Source organism: Dyella sp. LX-66, assembly GCF_018599165.1.
Classification (GTDB): Bacteria; Pseudomonadota; Gammaproteobacteria; order Xanthomonadales; family Rhodanobacteraceae; genus Dyella_D; species Dyella_D marensis.
This window is the reverse complement of record NZ_JAHFVJ010000003.1, coordinates 405,003-423,258: the sequence shown is the minus strand read 5'-3', so window position 1 is coordinate 423,258 and position 18,256 is coordinate 405,003. Positions and strand designations below refer to the sequence as shown.

The window sequence follows — 18,256 nt, the reverse complement described above, 5'->3', positions numbered from 1 at the left end:
CGCCGGCAACGCGGCAAAGAGAAAGGGGCCTCGCGGCCCCTTTTTCGTGTGCTCAGTTCTGGCTGGGTTTCTGCGCCGCGGGCTGTTCCTGCGACTGCTTCTGTTCCCACTGGTGCTGTTCGTTGAGCAGCTCGTCCGGGTCGAAGTTGGTTTCCTTCAGGCCCTGCATCTGCTCGATCACTTCCGCCGGCGGGTTGCCGTCGTAGATCTGGTAGATGCGCTGCTGGCGGTAGGCGTCGCGCAGGAACACGTAGGGGTCGTAGGCCGACTTCAGGAAGCTCTCGGCGTCGATCGCGCGCGAGCGGATGGTGACCAGGTACAGCACCTGCGGGATGTAGTACTGGCCGTAGTGGAACTCGTGGTTGCGCGAGAAATAGCTGAGCGGGTCGAAGAAATAGCTGTCCACCGGCAGGCGCCAGACGTCGCGCACGGTGGTCGGGCCCACGAACGGCAGCATCAGGAAGTCGCCTTCCGGCACGCCCCAGCGGGCGAGGGTGATGCCGAAATCGTTGTCTTCCAGCGGCAGGCCCAGCTGGCTGGCCGGGTCGAAGAAGCCGCCCACGCCCAGGGTCAGGTTGACCAGGAAGCGCCCCGTGCTGCGCGCGGCCTGCAGCGGCCGGGCCTGCAGCAGGTCGTTGGCGACCGTGATCGGCATCTTGATGTTGGTGAAGAAGTCGCTGACCGCGCGGCGCACCGGCGGATTGGTCACCTTGCGGTAGCCGACGGCCACCGGGCGGATCACCGCCTGGTCGAGCGAATCGTTGAAGGCGTAGACCTTGCGGTTGAACTGCTCGTGCGGATCGTCCGTGCGCGGCTTGGCGATGCTGCAGCCGGCCAGCAGGGCGATCGCGGCCAGGGGTAGCAGGCGCAGCAGGAAGAGTCGGATCGAAGAAGACATCGGCGTCGGGGGTCCTGTCCGCTGCGGATTTGAGGGACAACGATTAAGTGTACTGCCTGGTTTTTATATTGTGTACAGCGAGCGAGTCTCGCCGGCTGGCGCTGCAGGCCGGCTGAACCGGGCATGATACGTCCATGCTGCATTGCCAGGAAAGCGCCCCCTGGCTACACTGGCGACCTATAAGTCGCTTTATTCCCTAAGGATTTCACATGGCACGCATTACCGTGGAAGACTGCCTCGAGGTAGTCGACAACCGTTTCGAGCTGGTGCTGATGGCGACCAAGCGCGCCCGCCAGCTCGCCAAGGGTGCCGAGCCGGCGGTCAACCCCGATCACGACAAGCCGACCGTGGTGGCCTTGCGCGAAATCGCCGACCGCCGCATCGACCAGGCCACCATCGACGAGATCGACCGCGCCGAGCGTGAGCGCGCCGAGCGCGAAGCGCTGGAATGGGCCGCGGCCGAAGTCGACGACGACCTCTCCAAGGGCGGCGACGACTGATGGATGGCGCCGGCTGTAAACCTGGCCCCGCACGCGCCGGCATCGCCGGTGCGGCGCGCGGCCGCCAGCCAGCCGGCTCCCAGCTTCACCTCACTCAGCGACTCGAGGTGGCTGCCTGAGCGGCGGCCAGCGCCCCGTGAGCGCGACTACGCATCCCGATCCCGCGGATACGTCGTCCTTGCCCCCCTACGTGCTGGCGCTCAAGGAGCGCATCGCCTACCTGCCGCCCGAGCAGGTGGCGCGCGTGCTGCGCGCCTACGAGGTCGGCGCGCAGGCGCATGAAGGCCAGGCGCGCAAAAGCGGCGAGCCGTACATCACGCATCCCGTCGCCGTCGCCGGCATCCTGGCCGAGCTGGGGCTGGACGCCGAGACCATCATCGCGGCGATCCTGCACGACACGCTCGAAGACACCGCGCTGAGCCGCACCGAGCTGGCCGGCGAATTCGGCGAGACCGTGGCCGACCTGGTCGACGGCGTCACCAAGCTGGACAAGATGCGCTTCAGCAACCGCCAGGAAGCGGACGCCGAAAGCTTCCGCAAGATGCTGCTGGCGATGGCGCGCGACCTGCGCGTCATCCTGATCAAGCTGGCCGACCGCCTGCACAACATGCGCACGCTCGGCGCCAAGGATGCCGAATCGCGCCGCCGCATCGCGCGCGAAACGCTGGAGATCTACGCGCCGATCGCGCAGCGCCTGGGCATGAACAAGTTCAAGGCCGAGCTGCAGGATCTCGGCTTCCGCGCCCTGCACCCGGACCGCTACCGCGTGATCAGCGAGCGCATTCGCGCCGCGCTGGGCAATCGCCGCGAGGCCATGGGCAAGATCGAGGCCGCGCTGTCCACGCGCCTGGCCGGCGAGCATCTGGCCTCGCGCGTGATCGGCCGCATCAAGTCGCCGTGGAGCATCTATTCGAAGATGCGCAGCGAGCACAAGAGCTTCGCCCAGCTGATGGACGTCTACGGCTTCCGCGTGGTGGTCGACACCGCGATGAGCTGCTACGTCGCGCTGGGCGCAGTGCACTCGCTGTACAAGCCGGTGGACCGCCGCTTCAAGGATTTCATCGCCATCCCCAAGGCCAACGGCTACCAGTCGCTGCACACCGTGCTGCTGGGGCCGTTCGGCGCGCCGATCGAAGTGCAGATCCGCACCGCGGAAATGGACTCCGTGGCCGAACGCGGCGTGGCCGCGCACTGGGCCTACAAGACCGACAGCGGCCCCGCCAACAGCGCGCAGGCGCGGGCGCGCGAGTGGCTGTCGTCGCTGGCGGACAGCCAGGCCAATACGGCGTCGTCGTCCGAGTTCATCGAGAACGTCAAGATCGACCTGTTCCCGGACGAGGTCTATCTGTTCACCCCGCGCGGCGACATCCTCTCGCTGCCGCGCAATGCCACGGCGCTGGACTTCGCCTACGCGGTGCATACCGACGTCGGCGACCACGCGGTGGCCGCGCGTGTCGATAAGAAGCTGCTGCCGCTGCGCACGCGGCTGGAGTCGGGCCAGCTGGTGGAAATCATCACCGCGCCGTCGGCGGTGCCGAACCCGGCCTGGCTGGAATCGGTGGTCACCGGCAAGGCGCGCACGGCCATTCGCCAGTACCTGAAGCATCTGCAGCACGAAGACGCCGTCGACTTCGGCCACCGCATGCTCGACCGCGCGCTCGATGCGCAAGGCTCCAGCCTCGACGCTATTCCCGTGGCCGTGCTGGACCGCTTCCTCGAAGCCGCCAAGCTCAAGCGCCTGGAAGAACTGCTCGCCGACATCGCCCTGGGCAACCGCATGCCCGACGTGGTCGCCGGCCAGCTGTTGGCCGCGCGCGGCAAGCAGAAGGGCGGTGCGGCGCCGACCCAGCATGCGGTGGAAAAGATCCGCATCACCGGCGCCGAGCGCGGTGTGCTCAGCTTCGGCAATTGCTGCCACCCGCTGCCGGGCGACGAGATCATCGGTTATCTCTCCACCGGCAAGGGCATCGTGGTGCACCGGATCGAATGCCCGAACGTGGTGGAACTGCGCAAGTCGCCGGAACGCTGCGTCGCCATCGAATGGGACCGCGACGTGCAGGGCGATTACCGCGCCGAGCTGCGCATCGAGGTCATCAACCGGCCGGGCGTGCTCGCCACCGTGGCCGCGGCCATCGCGGCGGCGAATTCGAATATCGAGAACGTGGAATACGTCGAGCGCGACAGTGCCGCCGCCACCTTGCTGTTCGCGCTGGAAGTGAAGAACCGCAAGCACCTGGCCGACGTGATTCGCCGCGTGCGCCGCACCGGCGTGGTGAGCGGCGCGTACCGCTACCCGCTCTAAGCCGGTCCCGGGGATTCCGTTTTACACTTCGGGCTTTTCCCGCCCGAGGTTCCCGCGATGTCCCGCAGCATCATCTCCACCGATAAGGCGCCGGCCGCGATCGGCCCGTATTCGCAGGCCGTGCGCGCCGGCAACACCGTGTACTTCTCCGGACAGATTCCGCTGGATCCGGCCACCGGCAACCTGGTCCAGGGCGATATCGCACTGCAGACGCGGCGCGTGTTCGACAACCTCAAGGCGGTGGCCGAAGCGGCCGGCAGCTCGCTGTCGGCGATCGTGCGCGTGGGCATCTACGTCACCGACCTGGGCAACTTCGCCACGGTCAATGCGGTGATGGCCGAGTATTTCCAGGCGCCGTATCCGGCGCGTTCCACCATCCAGGTCTCGGGCCTGCCCAAGGGCGCCGAGGTGGAAGTGGACGCGGTGCTGGTGATCGACTGACCCGGCAGCGAGGCATGCGCCGACACGCGCGATCGCCATCGCCGCTACGCGCCGGCGCACGCCTCCGCTAGGCTTTCCGCAATGTCAGCTGCACCCGCTTCCACTGCCATCGCTCCCGGTCTCGCGCCGGTCTCGTCGCTGCCCGGCATCGGTCCGGCGCTGGCGGTGACGCTGGCCAAGCTGGGGCTGGAGCGCGTGCAGGACCTGTGGTTCCACCTGCCGCTGCGCTACGAGGACCGCACCCAGATCAGCACCATCGCCGACCTGCACGTCGGCGAGCGGGTGCAGGTGGAGGGCGTGGTGGAGGCGGTGGAACGCGGTTTTCGCTACCGGCCGCAGCTCAAGGTCGCCATCACCGACGATTCGCGCGAAACCCTGGTGCTGCGCTTCTTCCATTTCCATCGCGCCCAGGCCGAGCAGCTGCGGCCCGGCGTGCGGCTGCTGGTCTACGGCGAAGTGCGCCATGGCGCGCAGGGGCTGGAGATGGTGCATCCGCAGTACCAGCGCCTGGAGGGCGTGGCGGAGCCCGCGGTGGAAGAGCGCCTCACGCCGGTCTATCCCACCACCGAAGGCCTGGGCACCAAGCGTCTGGCCGGCGTGATCGCCAAGGCGCTGGCCCTGCTGCCGCCGGACCGCGAGCTGGAGCTGATTCCACCCGCGCTGGGCGCCGGCCACGGCCTCACTTCGCTGCGCGAAGCATTGCTCTACGTGCATCGCCCGCCGCCGGATGCGCATCTGGGCGAACTCACCCGCGGCCGCCATCCCGCGCAGCAGCGCCTCGCCTTCGAGGAACTGCTCACCCAGCACCTGAGCCTCAAGCGCATGCGCGCCGCGGTGAAGCAGCGGCACTCGCCTGCATTAGGCGGCGACGGCGTGCTGCGCGAGCGCCTGCTGCAAGGCTTGCCGTTCCGGCTTACCGGCGCGCAGCAGCGCGTCAGCGAGGCCGTGGCCGAGGACATGGCCAAGACGCATCCCATGCTGCGGCTGGTGCAGGGCGACGTCGGCAGCGGCAAGACCGTGGTCGCCGCGCTGGCCGCGCTGGCCGCGGTGGAATCCGGCCGCCAGGTGGCGCTGATGGCGCCCACCGAGCTGCTCGCCGAGCAGCATCTGCGCAACTTCAGGCATTGGCTGGAACCGCTGGACATCGACGTGGAATGGCTGGCCGGCAAGGTCACCGGCAAGGCGCGCACGCGCGCGCTGGAGCGCGTCGCCGCCGGTGCGCCGGTGGTGATCGGCACGCACGCGCTGATGCAGGAGGGCGTGGAGTTCGCGCGGCTGGGCCTGGTCATCGTCGACGAGCAGCACCGCTTCGGCGTGCAGCAGCGCCTGTCGCTGCGCGACAAGGGGCTGGAAGGCGACCAGGTGCCGCACCAGCTGGTGCTCACCGCCACGCCCATTCCGCGCACCCTGGCGATGAGCGCGTACGCCGACCTGGACGTCTCCTCCATCGACGAACTGCCGCCCGGCCGCACGCCGGTGCAGACCATCGCCATCTCCAACGCGCGCCGCATCGACGTGATCGAGCGCATCCACGCCGCCTGCCGCGAAGGGCGCCAGGTCTATTGGGTGTGCACCCTGATCGAGGAAACCGAGCAGTTGCGCGCGCAGGCCGCCGAAGTGGCGCATGCGGAGCTCTCGGCGGCGCTGCAGGACTGCAAGGTGGGCCTGATCCACGGCCGCATGAAGCCGAAGGAAAAGCAGGCGGTGATGGACGCGTTCAAGGCCGGCGAGCTGGCCGTGCTGGTGGCCACCACGGTGATCGAGGTGGGCGTGGACGTGCCCAATGCCAGCCTGATGGTGATCGAGAACAGCGAGCGGCTGGGCCTGGCCCAGCTGCACCAGCTGCGCGGCCGCGTGGGCCGCGGCGCGGTGGCCTCCAACTGCGTGCTGCTGTACCAGCCGCCGCTGGGCATGCTGGCCAAGGAGCGCCTGCAGGTGATGCGCGACACCAACGACGGCTTCCGCATCGCCGAGAAGGACCTGGAACTGCGCGGCCCCGGCGAAGTGCTCGGCACGCGCCAGACCGGCCAGCTCAGCTTCCGCATCGCCGACCTTTCCCGCGACGCGCACCTGCTGCCGGCGGTGCAGGAAGTGGGTGCGGAGATGCTGCGCCACCACGCCGCCCAGGCCGAGCGGCTGATCGAGCGCTGGATCGGCGGCGCCGCGCGCTATGCGCATGCGTGAGGGCAGGGCGCGGCCGCTTTTGCCTTGCCGCTCCGCGCCGTAAGCTAGCCGGCTCACCGAAGGAAAGCCCATGACCAAGCCCCAGCTCCTGATCGACACCGACCCCGGCGTGGATGACGCGCTCGCGATCCTGATGGCCCATGCCCATGCCGACATCGCCGGCCTGAGCATCGCCGCCGGCAACGTGGGCCTGGGGCATACCGTGCGCAATGCGCGCACCCTGGTCGATCTGGTCGGCGGCGGCGTGCCGGTATTCGCCGGCTGCCCCACGCCGCTGGTGCGCGGGCCGGAAGAAGACGCCGCCTTCGTGCACGGCATGGACGGCCTGGGCGACGTCGGCTTCGCCGAGCCGGCCGCGGCGGCCGAAGCGGAGCAGGCCGCCCTGGCCCTGCTGCGGCTCACCCGCGAACGCCCCGGCGAGCTGACCCTGGTGGCGCTGGCGCCGCTCACCAACGTGGCCCTGGCGCTGCGCCTGGATCCGACCCTGCCGCAGCGCGTGAAGCGCCTGGTGGTGATGGGCGGCGCGGTCACCGGGCATGGCAATACCGGCAACATTCCGGCCGAATTCAACGTCGGCTTCGATCCGGAAGCCGCCCACGTGGTGTTCGAGGCCTTCCCGCAGTTCGACCTGGTCGACTGGGAAGCCACCCTGCGCCACGCCTTCGACGAGGCGGAATTCGACCAGTGGCTGGCCGCCGGCGACAAGCGCGCGGCATTCTTCGGCCAGGTGTTCCGCACCGCCCGCGCCTTCAACGCCAGCAGCAAGCGCCGCGGCATCATCGCGGCCGACGCGCTGGCCATGGCGGTGGCGATCGACCCCTCCATCGTCACCCGCAGCGAAGAGCGTCACGTCGCCGTGGAACTGGACGGCCGCCTTACCCGCGGCGCCACCGTGGTGGACTGGGGCGGCCGCCTGGGCCATGCGGCCAATGCCCGCATCGTGCTGGACGTGGACCAGGAGCGCTTCGCGGCCATGGTGAGACGCGCGCTGGGCGCGGCCTGAGCGGCTTTTGCGGGGCAAGTGACTGACGCGCTTGCCCCTGGGGCGAAAGGGTCGCTATAATGCCACTCTTTCGCCCACCGCTTTGAGTCCGTCATGAAGCCCGATATCCATCCGAATTACCGCCCGGTGGTGTTCCAGGACCTGTCGTCCGACTTCGCGTTCCTGACGCGTTCGACGATCGCTTCCAAGGAAACCGTCAAGTGGCAGGACGGCAACGAGTACCCGCTGGTCAAGGTGGATATCTCCAGCCACTCGCATCCGTTCTACACCGGCAAGCAGAAGAGCATCGAAACCGGTGGCCGCGTGGACAAGTTCCGCCGCCGCTACGCGCAGAAGTAATCTTCGCGCGACCGGTCAGCCGGGTTTCCGGCTGGCGATAAAGCAAAGCCAGTACACGGAGCATGGGGCGAGCGCAAGCTCGCCCCATGCTTTTTCGCGTCCGCCATCCGACCATTCGCCAAGGGATGTTCGCCGGGTGATGTGTGATAATGGGCGGCGTTGCATCGCGCCTTCCCCAGCGCGGTGCGCTTAATTCCCCCGCCTGGCGCACCACCCCCGGTGACCGGCGGCGACATTCGCTGAAGGAGGTTTCCGTGTCCGATACCAAGACCGTCAAGCTGGTGGATGAGTCGAACAAACGCAGCAGCGAGCTGCCCCTGCTGAGCGGCACGCTCGGCCCGGCGTGCATCGACATCGGCAATCTGTACAAGGACACCGGCCACTTCACCTACGACCCGGGCTACGGCAGCACCGCCAGCACCAAGAGCGCCATCACCTACATCGACGGCGACCAGGGCGTGCTGCTGTACCGCGGCTACCCGATCGAGCAGCTGGCCGAGAAGTCGAGCTTCCTCGAGACGTCCTATCTGCTGCTCAACGGCGAGCTGCCCAGCAAGAGCGAGTTCGCCAAGTTCGAAGACGACATCACCCATCACACGATGATGCACGAGTCGCTCAAGGACTTCTTCAAGGGCTTCCACCACGACGCGCATCCGATGGCCATGCTGGCCGCCTCGGTCGCCTCGCTGTCGGCCTTCTATCACGACGACATCGACGTCGATAACGCCGAAGACCGCAAGCTGGCCGCGATCCGCCTGATCGCCAAGATGCCGACCATCGCCGCTGCCTGCTTCCGCTATTCGATCGGCTGGCCGTTCCGCTATCCGCGCAACAACCTCGAATACGTCGACCGCTTCCTGCACATGATGTTCGAAGTGCCGAGCGAGCCGTTGACCCTCAGCCCGGTCGCCGCCAAGGCCCTGGACCTGCTGTTCATCCTGCACGCCGACCACGAGCAGAACGCTTCCACCTCCACCGTCCGCCTGGTCGGTTCGACCGGTGCCAACCCGTACGCTTCCATCGCCGCGGGCATCACCGCGCTGTGGGGTCCGGCGCACGGCGGCGCGAACGAAGCGGTGCTGAAGATGCTCGAGGAGATCGGTACGGCCGACAAGGTCGAAACCGCCGTCAAGCGCGCCAAGGACAAGAACGACAACTTCCGCCTGATGGGCTTCGGCCACCGCGTGTACAAGAACTTCGACCCGCGCGCCAAGATCATCCGCGAGATGACCCACAAGGTGCTGGGCGAACTGGGCGTCAACGACCCGCTGCTGGAAGTGGCGCTGAAGCTGGAAGAGGCGGCGCTGAAGGACGAGTATTTCGTCGAGCGCAAGCTGTATCCGAACGTCGACTTCTACTCGGGCATCATCTACAAGGCGCTCAACATTCCGACCGAGATGTTCACCGTGATGTTCGCCATCGCGCGTACCGCCGGCTGGATCGCCCACTGGATCGAGCAGCACGAAACCCCCGGCGCCCGCATCGGCCGCCCGCGCCAGATCTACACCGGCGCCGACGTGCGCAACTACGTGCCGGCCGACAAGCGCTGAGCGCTTAAGGCGCCGCCACACGAAAACGCCCGGCCATGCCGGGCGTTTTCTTTTGCGTGGAAGGAAAACCTCAGCGCAGGGCCGCCGCCAGCTTGCGTTCGAATTCGTCCTCGTCGTCGCCCTCGGCGACCAGGGCTTCCACCCCGGCTAGCGAGGCGCGCCGCATGGGTTTCTCGTCGATGCGGTCCAGCGGCGGCTGGCGCAGGGAATTCACCGGCAGCACGGTGAGGTCGAATGGCAGTTCGTCGGCGGCGAACAGCAGCACCGGGTATTCGGCCTGTTCGTCGCGGCTCAGGCGCAGGCGGCGCGTCTGCGTTTCCACCGGCACGCCGTGCTCGCGCAGGTGCAGGATGACGGCCTCCGGGTCGTCGCTGAAGACGTGCAGGCACACGGCCGAATGGCTGTCCGCGGTGCCTTCCAGTACCGCGCCGACCAGGCGCGGCTCGTAGTCGCTGAGGAAACGCATGGCGTCCAGGGCCGCTTCGCGGCGCTTCTGCAAAAGCTGCGGCTGGCTGTGCGCCTGGAAGATGCGCTGGTGCTCGCGCAGCGCTTCCTCGATCTCGTTGTTGCGGGGCAGCGCCTGGGTGTCGAAGATGCCGAGCCGCTCGGCGGCCTTGAGCTTGGCGTGATGAAAATCGCGGATGCCATGCTCGCTCATGAGGCGCGCGGCCTCCTGGGCGATACGCAGGCGGTTGCGCTGGACGCGGTCCTGCGCGTGGATGCGGTGGTGCTCGCCTCGAGCCATGATCCTGGTCCCTCCTGGTCGTTGGTTGGAGGTGCGGCCGTTCGCTGACGGCCTCGCGGCGAAGCGGGTGGACCGGGCCACCCGCCTGTCGCGTCAGAAGATGTCGTACGCGTGCTGCTGGTCGGGATCCTCCTGCTGCTGGCTGGCCTGCTGGCGCAGGCGGTCCACGTCTTCCACCTTGAACATTTCCGGCATCGCATTGGGGTTGCCGGGTTCCGAGGGCAGGCCGCTGGAGCGGTCGATCTGTACCGTAGTGATGCCGGGGGGCATCGACAAGGTGGAGGAGGGGCGGTCCTTCAGGGCCGCGCCCATGTAGTCCATCCAGATCGGCAGGGCCGCCTTGGCGCCGAATTCGCCGCGGCCGAGCGAGCCGAAGTCGTCGAAGCCCACCCAGACGGCCGTGGAAAGGTCGCCGTTGAAGCCGACGAACCAGGCGTCGCGGTGCTCGTTGGTCGAGCCGGTCTTGCCGGCCAGGTCGTCGCGGCCCAGCGCCATGGCGGCTGCGCCGGTACCGCGCCGGATCACGTCCTTCATCAGCGAGGTGACCAGGAAGTCGTTGCGCACGTCGATCACCTGCGGGGCCAGCGTCGGCGGGTGGTTGCCCTCGTGCGCGTCGGCCGGCAGCACCGCGCCGCCCGTGCTGGCGGCGCCCGCCGGCGTGCCGGCGGCGGCCACCGGGTTGGCCGGGGCGGCGGTGGACGAAGGCGGACCCGGCGGGCGGGTATCGAGCAGGCGCTCCTGGCAGGTGCGGCAGGCGCGCGCCGGGTTGGCCACATAGACCGGCTTGCCGTCGCGGTCGTCGATCTCGCTGATGAAGTACGGCGTGACCAGGTAGCCGCCATTGGCGAACACCGCATAGCCGCGCGCCATGCCCATCGGCGACACCGAGGCGGTGCCCAGGGCCATCGAAAGGTTCGGCGGCAGGGCGTCGGGCGAGAAGCCGAAGCGGGTGACGTAGTCGCGCGCATAGCGCACGCCGATGGCGTCGAGCAGGCGCACCGAGACCAGGTTCTTCGATTTCACCAGCGCTTCGCGCAGGCGGATCGGGCCGTCGAACTTGTCGTCATCGTTGGACGGCGTCCACAGGCCGTCCGGGCGCGACGGGTCGGGCAGGGCCAGCGGGGCGTCGTTGACGATCGAAGCCGGCGTGAAGCCGCGTTCGAACGCCGCCGAGTAGATATAGGGCTTGAAGCTGGAACCCGGCTGGCGCGCGGCCATCACCGCGCGATTGAACTTGCTGCGCAGGAAGTTGAAGCCGCCGACCAGGGCCTGCAGCGAGCCGTCCTCCGGGTTCACCGAGGCCAGCGCGCCCTGCACCTTGGGGATCTGCGCCAGTTCCCACTCGCCCTTGGCATTGCGCGCCACGCGGATGATGTCGCCGCGCTTCAGCACCGCGGCCACGTTCTTGGGCGGGGCGCCGACGCGGGTTTCATTGACGTAGGGCTTGGCCCAGGCCACCGCGTCCTGGCCCAGCTGCACCTGCTCGCGGGTGGACAGATAGACCGTGGCGTCGCTGGCGCCCACGCCGGTGACCACGCCCGGGCGCATCCCGGCGATGTCGGTATAGCTGGACAGGATGCGGTCGAAGTCCTCGTTGCCGGCGTTCTCGGCCAGCTCCTGGTGGTCCTCGGGGCCGCGCCAGCCGTGGCGGTGGTCGTAGTCGATCAGGCCGGCGCGCATGGCGTCCACGGCGGACTGCTGGCGGGCGCTCTGCACCGTGGTCTTGATCACATAGCCCTCGGTGAGGGCGTCGTTGCCCAGGCGGTCCAGCGCCTGCAGGCGGACCATTTCGGCCAGGTAGGGCGCGTCGACCTCGATCGGCGGCTCGTGCGGGAAGGCGTTGTTCGGCTCGGCGAGGGCCTGCTGGTACTCGGCCTGGGTGATGTAGCGGTTCGCCAGCATCTGCCCCAGCACCCAGTTGCGGCGCATCAGGCCGCGCTTGGGGTTGTTGATCGGATTGACCACCGAGGGCAGCTGGAAGGTCGAGGCGATCATCGCGCACTCGGCCACGCTGAGCTGGTCCAGCGACTTGCCGTAGTAATACGAGGCGGCCGCGGCCACGCCGTAGGAGCGGTGGCCGAGGAACATCTTGTTCAGATAGAGCTCGAGGATCTGGTCCTTGCTGAGCTCGTTCTCCATGCGCAGGGCGATGAAGATTTCGGTGAGCTTGCGCGAATACAACTTCTCGGGGCTCAGGAAGAAGTTGCGCGCAACCTGTTGGGTGATGGTCGAGCCGCCGGGGCCCTTGTCGCCGCCGGAGACGATCACGTGCCAGCCCGCGCGGGCGATGCCGTGCCAGTCGACGCCGGGGTGGCGGTAGAAATCGCCGTCCTCGGCCGAGAGCACGGCATGCTTCAGCCGGTCGGGCACCGTGGCGATGCCGACCGGGATGCGCCGGGTTTCACCAAAGGTGGCGATCAGCTTGCCGTCCGCGCTTACGACGCGCAGCGGAACCTGCATGTGATAGTCCTTCAGGACCGCCACCGAGGGGATGCGGGGGGAGACCAGCCAATACGCCACACCGACCGCGGCGATCGCCAGCAGCAATCCGGTGAAAGCAAGGATCAGCACCCAGCGCAGCAGACGCTTGAGAATTTGCATGGTGTGGATATTGCGAGACCTGAGTCAAAACACGGCACAGTATAGATGTAGCACCATTTGCTTAACGGTACCGGCTGGCAGATTCCCACCTGCGGGTCACTGTTACGTCACAAAAAAGGCCGGGACGTGATTGGCGTTAATTGTGGATGCCGTCACGCCAAAACAGTCGAGATAGTTCGTGTAGGCCGTTGCCAATACGTTAATTTTTGGATTTAATGCCGTCGCGCACTCACCACTCAAATACGGTGCAGGCGTCCAGGGGCAAGGGGGAAAATCGTGGGGCTCTTTACACCCAAGAAGCCGCCGCTGATTGGCGTCGACATCAGTTCGACCGCCGTCAAGCTGCTGCAGCTCAGCCAGGCCGGTGGCCGCTATCGCGTGGAACACTACGCGGTGGAGCCACTGCCCCCCAATGCCGTGGTCGAAAAGAACATCGTCGAAGTCGAGGCGGTGGGCGAAGCGATCCGGCGCGCGGTGGCCCGTTCGGGCACCAAGTTCAAACACGCTGCCGCGGCCGTCGCCGGTTCCGCGGTGATCACGCGCATCATCCCGATGTCCAGTGACCTGTCCGAAGAAGATCTCGAAGGACAGATCCAGGTCGAAGCGAACCAGTACATCCCGTATCCGATCGAGGAAGTCAGCCTCGATTTCGAGGTGCTGGGTCCGGTGCGCGACAACCCCGAAATGAACAACGTGCTGCTCGCCGCGTCGCGCACCGAGAACGTCGACATGCGCGTCGCCGCGCTCGACCTCGGCGGCATCAGCGCCAAGGTGGTCGACGTCGAAGCCTTCGCGATGGAAAACGCCTTCGCGATGGTGGCCGACCAGCTCAACGTCGGCCGCGACGCGCTCGTCGCGGTGATCGACATCGGCGCCACCATGACCACGCTGTCGGTGCTGCGCAACCAGCGCACCATCTACTCGCGCGAGCAGGTGTTCGGCGGCAAGCAGCTCACCGACGAAATCATGCGCCGCTACGGCCTTTCCTACGAGGAAGCCGGCCGCGCCAAGCGCAAGGGCGGCCTGCCGGAGTCCTACGAGACCGAGGCGCTGGAGCCGTTCAAGGAATCGCTGATCCAGCAGATCAGCCGCCTGCTGCAGTTCTTCTTCGCAGGCAGCGAATACAGCAAGGTCGACCAGGTAGTGCTCGCCGGCGGCTGCGCCTCCATCGAAGGCCTGTGCCCGATGCTCGAGGAGCAGCTGGGCGTGTCCTGCGTGGTGGCCAATCCCCTGGCGCGCATGTCGCTGTCGCCGCGCGTGCAGGCGCAGCAGCTGGCCCAGGATGCGCCGGCGCTGATGATCGCGGTCGGCCTCGCCATGAGGAGCTTCGACTGATGGCACGCATCAACCTACTTCCCTGGCGCGCCGAACGCCGCAAGCATCGCGAGCGCGAGTTCTTCATGCAGCTCGGCGCGGCGATCGTCGCGGCGATCCTGTTCGTGCTGGTGTGGATGACCTGGATGGACCAGCGCATCGGCAACCAGAACGAGCGCAACACCTATCTGCAGGGCGAGATCGCGCAGCTCGACGAACGCATCGCCAAGATCAAGGATCTCGAGAAAGTCCGCGAGCGCCTGCTGGCGCGCAAGCAGATCATCGAGCAGCTGCAGGCCAACCGCTCGCAGATGGTCCACCTGTTCGACGAACTGGTTAAGACCATCCCCGCCAGCGCGCGCCTCAGTGGCCTCAAGCAGGTCGGCGAGTCGATGTCGCTCGACGGCGTCGCCCAGTCCAACGCCAGCGTCGCCGAATACATGCGCAACCTCGAAGCCTCGCCATGGATGGGCCACGCGGACCTGCGCAAGACCGAGAACACTCACGGCGATTCGCGCATGCCTTACGTGTTCGGCCTCGACGTCGCGCTCAGCAAGCCCAAGCCCGACGACGGTGCGGACGCCGAGCACACGCCGGTGCAGCCGGCCGGCGCCGCCAGCGCCGCGGCTCCCGCCGCTCCGGCTCCGTCCGGCACGGCGGCCCGCCAGGCTCTCGGCTCCGCCGCGCAGGCGCTGACCGCTCCGCCGGCCAAGCCCGCCCAGCCCGCCGCTGCCGCACCGCAGGCTCCCAAGCCGACCAACGCGCCGCCTAGTGCGCCGGCCAACGGGGGGGCCAAGCCATGAGTTTCGTCAGCGATCTGCGCAACCTCGACCGCAACAACATCGGCGGCTGGCCCAAGTCGGCCAAGATCACCTTCATCGTGCTGTTGTTCGCGGTGGTCAGCTTCATCGGCTGGTACTCGATCATCAGCAACCAGCAGGACGAGCTGACCCAGCTCGCCGGCAAGGAAGAGCAGCTCAAGCAGGAGTTCGCCCAGAAGCAGGCCAAGGCGGTCAATCTCGAAGCGCTGCAGCAGCAGCTCGACGAGATGCAGGACATGCTGCGCCAGCTGCTGCGCCAGCTGCCGAGCCGCACCGAAATGCCTGAGCTGCTGGTCGACATCTCCCAGACGGCGCTGTCCGCGGGCCTGGAGACCGAGCTGTTCCAGCCCGGCGCCGAGATCCCGAAGGACTTCTACGCTGAGAAGCCGATCCAGCTGCGCATGGTGGGCAACTACCACCAGTTTGGCACCTTCATCAGCGGCGTGGCCTCGCTGCCGCGCGTGGTGATCCTGACCCTGCACGACGTCTCGCTCACGCCGAAGGACAAGAGCGGCACCCTGGTGCTGCAGGGCACGGTCAAGACCTATCGCTATCTGGAAGACGACGAAAGCGCGGAGGCCAAGGCCGCCAATGCCAAGTCGTCCGCTGCCAAGAACGGGGGGCAGAAATGAGCAAGACCACAGCCCTCCGCGCCGCACGCGTCGCGCTGGCCATCGGTGCCGTACTGATGCTGGCCGGCTGCACCCGCGGCATGTCGGACCTGCGCGACTGGGTTTCGCAGGAAAAGCAGAAAAAGGGCGCGCCGATTCCGCCGCTGCCCGTCATCAAGACCTTCGAAACCTTCCTCTACAACGACCAGGACCGCCGCGACCCGTTCAGCCCCAGCACCGCTGAGCTGGACAACGGCGCCTCCAACGGGCCGCGCCCCGACCAGGACCGCACCAAGGAGCCGCTGGAAGCGTTCGCGCTGGACAGCCTCAAGATGGTCGGCACGGTCGGCACCGGCAACGGCATCGAAGTGCTCATCAAGGATCCCACCGGGGTGATCCACCGGACCCACCGCGGCGAGTACATGGGCCAGAACTACGGACACGTCACCGCCATCGCCGAAGACCACATCGAGCTGGTCGAACTGGTGCCTAACGGCAACGGCGGCTGGATGGAACGCTCAGCCAGCATCGCGCTTGGCGAGAAATAAGAATCACAGGGGCTGATGCAATGACGAACCTCAACAAACCAGTCCAGGGCCGTGTCATGCGCCATGCGAGTCGTCGCTTGTTCACCGCTCTGCTGATCGCAGGCGCCGCGTGGTCGGGGATCGCGGCTGCCGCGACCAACACCTTGCGCGAGATCAGCTACGACACCCTGCCGGGCGGCAAGGTCGAGCTGCACCTGAACTTCGCCCAGGGCCCCGTGCCCGAGCCGAAGATCTTCACCACCGGCAACCCGCCGCGCATCGCCATCGACCTGCCCGATACCGAGAACTCGGCCGCGCGCCATCTCGACATCGGCAAGGGCTCGACCATGGGCGTCTCGGCGATCGCCGCCGGCGGCCGCACCCGCGTGGTGGTCGAGCTGATCCGCGACTCGTCCTACCGCTCGCGCGTCGAAGGCAACAGCCTGGTGTTCACCGTCAACAACGGCACCGACGCGCAGACCACCACCACGGCGTCCAACATCGACCCGTCCAAGGCGCTGCCGTCCTCGGCCGCCGGTCCCGCGGTGTCGAACATCGACTTCCGCCGCGGTCCGAATGGCGAAGGCCGCGTGCTGATCAACTTCAGCGGCGCCGGCGCCAATGCGGACATGAAGCGCGAAGGCGACAAGGTGGTGGTCAATCTCGACCACGTGAACCTGCCCGCCAACCTCGCCCAGCGCCTGGACGTGCTCGACTTCGCCACGCCGGTGCAGTCGGTCACCACCAAGGCCGGCGCGCGCGGCGGCGCCCGCATGGAAATCGCCTTCAAGGGCAATGTGGACACCTCGGCCTACCAGACCGGCGACCAGTACGTGGTCGAGGTCGCGCCGAAGAAGGTGGCCCCGGGCACGGGTCCGGACGGCAAGCCGCTGCACGGCCAGGAGCCGACCTACAGCGGCAACCGCGTCACCTTCAACTTCCAGGACATCCCGGTCCGCTCGGTGCTGCAGCTGATCGCCGACATGTCCGGCCAGAACCTGGTGGCCTCCGACACCGTCGGCGGCGCGATCACCCTGCGCCTCGTCAACGTGCCGTGGGACCAGGCGCTGGACGTGGTGCTGCGCGCCAAGGGCCTGGACAAGCGCCGTAACGGCAACGTGATCTGGATCGCTCCGCAGGAAGAACTGGCCAAGTACGAGCAGAGCGTGGCCGAGGCCCGCCTGAAGGCCGAGGACACCGCCGAGCTGGTCACCGACTACGTGCCGATCAGCTACGGCAAGGCGCAGGACATCGCCAAGCTGCTGACCCAGGGCAGCATGGCCGGCGGCGGTTCGGGCGGCGGCGGTGGCGGTGGTGGTGGCCGCGGCTTCCTCTCCTCGCGCGGCAGCGTCTCCTTCGACGAGCGCACCAACACCCTGCTGATCAACGACAACCCGCAGAAGATCCGCGAGCTGCGCGAACTGATCTCGGTGCTCGACCGTCCGGTGCAGCAGGTGCTGATCGAGTCGCGCATCGTGGTGGCCACCGACACCTTCACCCGCGAGCTCGGCGTGAAGTGGGGCGTGCAGGCCACGCATACCACCAGCGGCGGCAACGTCATTTCGACCAGCCCGACCGGTACGAACGCAGGTGGCCTGGCCATCAACCAGGGCAACATCAACAACGCGGGCGGTACCGGCACCACGACCTACCAGACCGGCCAGGGCGGCTTCAACGTGAACCTGCCGGCGACGAACGCGCTCGCCAGCACGCTCGGCCTGGCCATCCTGGGCAAGAACTACCTGGTCGATCTCGAACTGTCGGCGGCCCAGAGCGAAGGCCGCGGCGAAGTGATCTCCAGCCCCCGCGTCATCACCGCCAACCAGCAGGAAGCGGTGATCCGCCAGGGCCAGGAGATCGGCTATGTGACCTACCAGAACAGCGGCGGTACCGGCACCGCGCCGACCGCATCGGTGCAGTTCAAGGACGCCGTGCTGGAACTGAAGGTGACGCCGACCATCACCGCCGATAACCGCGTCTACCTCGCCATCAACGTGAAGAAGGACGCGCTGGCCCAGTTCGTCACGACGCCGAACGGTCAGGTGCCGCAGATCGACACCCGCGAAATCAACACCTCCGTGCTGGTGGACAACGGCCAGACCGTGGTGCTCGGCGGCATCTACGAGATCACCAAGCAGAACACCGTGACCAAGGTGCCGGGCCTCGGCGACATCCCCGGCATCGGCATGCTGTTCCGCACGACCAAGCGCCAGAACGACAAGGCCGAGCTGCTGATCTTCGTCACCCCGCGCATCCTGAGCGACAGCCTGCGCTGAGCGGAGTAGACGATCGAACGAAGAAGGGCGGCCATCGGCCGCCCTTTCTTTTTGTGCCGGCCCATGGCCGCCCTTTTTTGCGCGCGGGCTCCGGGCATCGCCCTTGCTGTGCCATCAGTCGCGCCCCCGCCCTTGCGCCGGCTC

General features: G+C 67.5%; 15 protein-coding genes. 12 read left to right on the top strand and 3 right to left on the bottom strand.

Annotation, left to right across the window (positions count from 1 at the left end; all coding sequences use genetic code 11):
• Positions 1–52: 52 nt before the first annotated feature.
• Positions 53–898 carry a VacJ family lipoprotein gene (locus KK141_RS08410; protein ID WP_214569292.1) on the bottom strand — a complete coding sequence of 282 codons (846 nt, stop codon included), beginning with the start codon at positions 896–898 and terminating at the stop codon, positions 53–55.
• Between the two features lie 209 nt (positions 899–1,107).
• Between KK141_RS08410 and rpoZ the strand changes: the two genes are divergently transcribed.
• The 7 genes from rpoZ (at position 1,108) to KK141_RS08375 (ending at position 9,217) form a co-directional block, all read left to right on the top strand.
• Positions 1,108–1,398 carry a DNA-directed RNA polymerase subunit omega gene (gene rpoZ / locus KK141_RS08405; protein ID WP_026633813.1) on the top strand — a complete coding sequence of 97 codons (291 nt, stop codon included), beginning with the start codon at positions 1,108–1,110 and terminating at the stop codon, positions 1,396–1,398.
• 136 nt (positions 1,399–1,534) lie between these two features.
• Positions 1,535–3,700, top strand: a complete 2,166-nt coding sequence (locus KK141_RS08400) for a bifunctional (p)ppGpp synthetase/guanosine-3',5'-bis(diphosphate) 3'-pyrophosphohydrolase (RefSeq protein WP_214569291.1) — start codon at positions 1,535–1,537, stop codon at positions 3,698–3,700.
• Between the two features lie 57 nt (positions 3,701–3,757).
• Complete coding sequence (locus KK141_RS08395; RefSeq protein WP_214569290.1) at positions 3,758–4,141, top strand: RidA family protein; 384 nt, start codon at positions 3,758–3,760, stop codon at positions 4,139–4,141.
• A gap of 81 nt (positions 4,142–4,222) precedes the next feature.
• On the top strand, positions 4,223–6,325 hold the full coding sequence (gene recG / locus KK141_RS08390; protein ID WP_214569289.1) for an ATP-dependent DNA helicase RecG: 2,103 nt from the start codon (positions 4,223–4,225) through the stop codon (positions 6,323–6,325).
• Between the two features lie 70 nt (positions 6,326–6,395).
• Positions 6,396–7,328 (top strand): nucleoside hydrolase, encoded by a 933-nt coding sequence (locus KK141_RS08385; protein WP_214569288.1) that lies wholly within the window; start codon positions 6,396–6,398, stop codon positions 7,326–7,328.
• A gap of 93 nt (positions 7,329–7,421) precedes the next feature.
• On the top strand, positions 7,422–7,667 hold the full coding sequence (locus KK141_RS08380; protein WP_214569287.1) for a type B 50S ribosomal protein L31: 246 nt from the start codon (positions 7,422–7,424) through the stop codon (positions 7,665–7,667).
• Between the two features lie 254 nt (positions 7,668–7,921).
• Positions 7,922–9,217, top strand: a complete 1,296-nt coding sequence (locus KK141_RS08375) for a citrate synthase (RefSeq protein ID WP_214569286.1) — start codon at positions 7,922–7,924, stop codon at positions 9,215–9,217.
• Between the two features lie 70 nt (positions 9,218–9,287).
• Here KK141_RS08375 and KK141_RS08370 read toward each other — a convergent pair whose 3' ends face one another.
• A complete protein-coding gene (locus KK141_RS08370) occupies positions 9,288–9,962 on the bottom strand; it encodes a hypothetical protein (protein WP_214569285.1) in 675 nt (224 codons plus the stop codon).
• 93 nt (positions 9,963–10,055) lie between these two features.
• Complete coding sequence (locus tag KK141_RS08365; protein ID WP_214569284.1) at positions 10,056–12,563, bottom strand: penicillin-binding protein 1A; 2,508 nt, start codon at positions 12,561–12,563, stop codon at positions 10,056–10,058.
• Between the two features lie 276 nt (positions 12,564–12,839).
• Between KK141_RS08365 and KK141_RS08360 the strand changes: the two genes are divergently transcribed.
• Genes KK141_RS08360 through KK141_RS08340 form a run of 5 tightly spaced genes read left to right on the top strand, consistent with a single transcriptional unit; the run spans position 12,840 to position 18,112 of the window.
• Entirely contained in the window at positions 12,840–13,898 is a 1,059-nt protein-coding gene (locus KK141_RS08360; RefSeq protein ID WP_214569283.1) for a pilus assembly protein PilM, read from the top strand.
• Entirely contained in the window at positions 13,898–14,680 is a 783-nt protein-coding gene (locus KK141_RS08355; protein WP_214569282.1) for a PilN domain-containing protein, read from the top strand. The genes KK141_RS08360 and KK141_RS08355 overlap by 1 nt, the downstream gene beginning before the upstream one ends.
• A complete protein-coding gene (gene pilO / locus KK141_RS08350; protein WP_214569281.1) occupies positions 14,677–15,330 on the top strand; it encodes a type 4a pilus biogenesis protein PilO in 654 nt (217 codons plus the stop codon). The genes KK141_RS08355 and pilO overlap by 4 nt, the downstream gene beginning before the upstream one ends.
• Positions 15,327–15,857: a pilus assembly protein PilP gene (locus KK141_RS08345; protein WP_167252562.1), complete on the top strand. Its 531-nt coding sequence runs from the start codon at positions 15,327–15,329 to the stop codon at positions 15,855–15,857. The genes pilO and KK141_RS08345 overlap by 4 nt, the downstream gene beginning before the upstream one ends.
• Positions 15,858–15,913: 56 nt before the next feature.
• The gene (locus KK141_RS08340; RefSeq protein ID WP_214569280.1) at positions 15,914–18,112 is read left to right on the top strand and encodes a type IV pilus secretin PilQ; all 2,199 of its coding nucleotides are present in this window, start codon (positions 15,914–15,916) and stop codon (positions 18,110–18,112) included.
• Positions 18,113–18,256 lie beyond the last annotated feature (144 nt).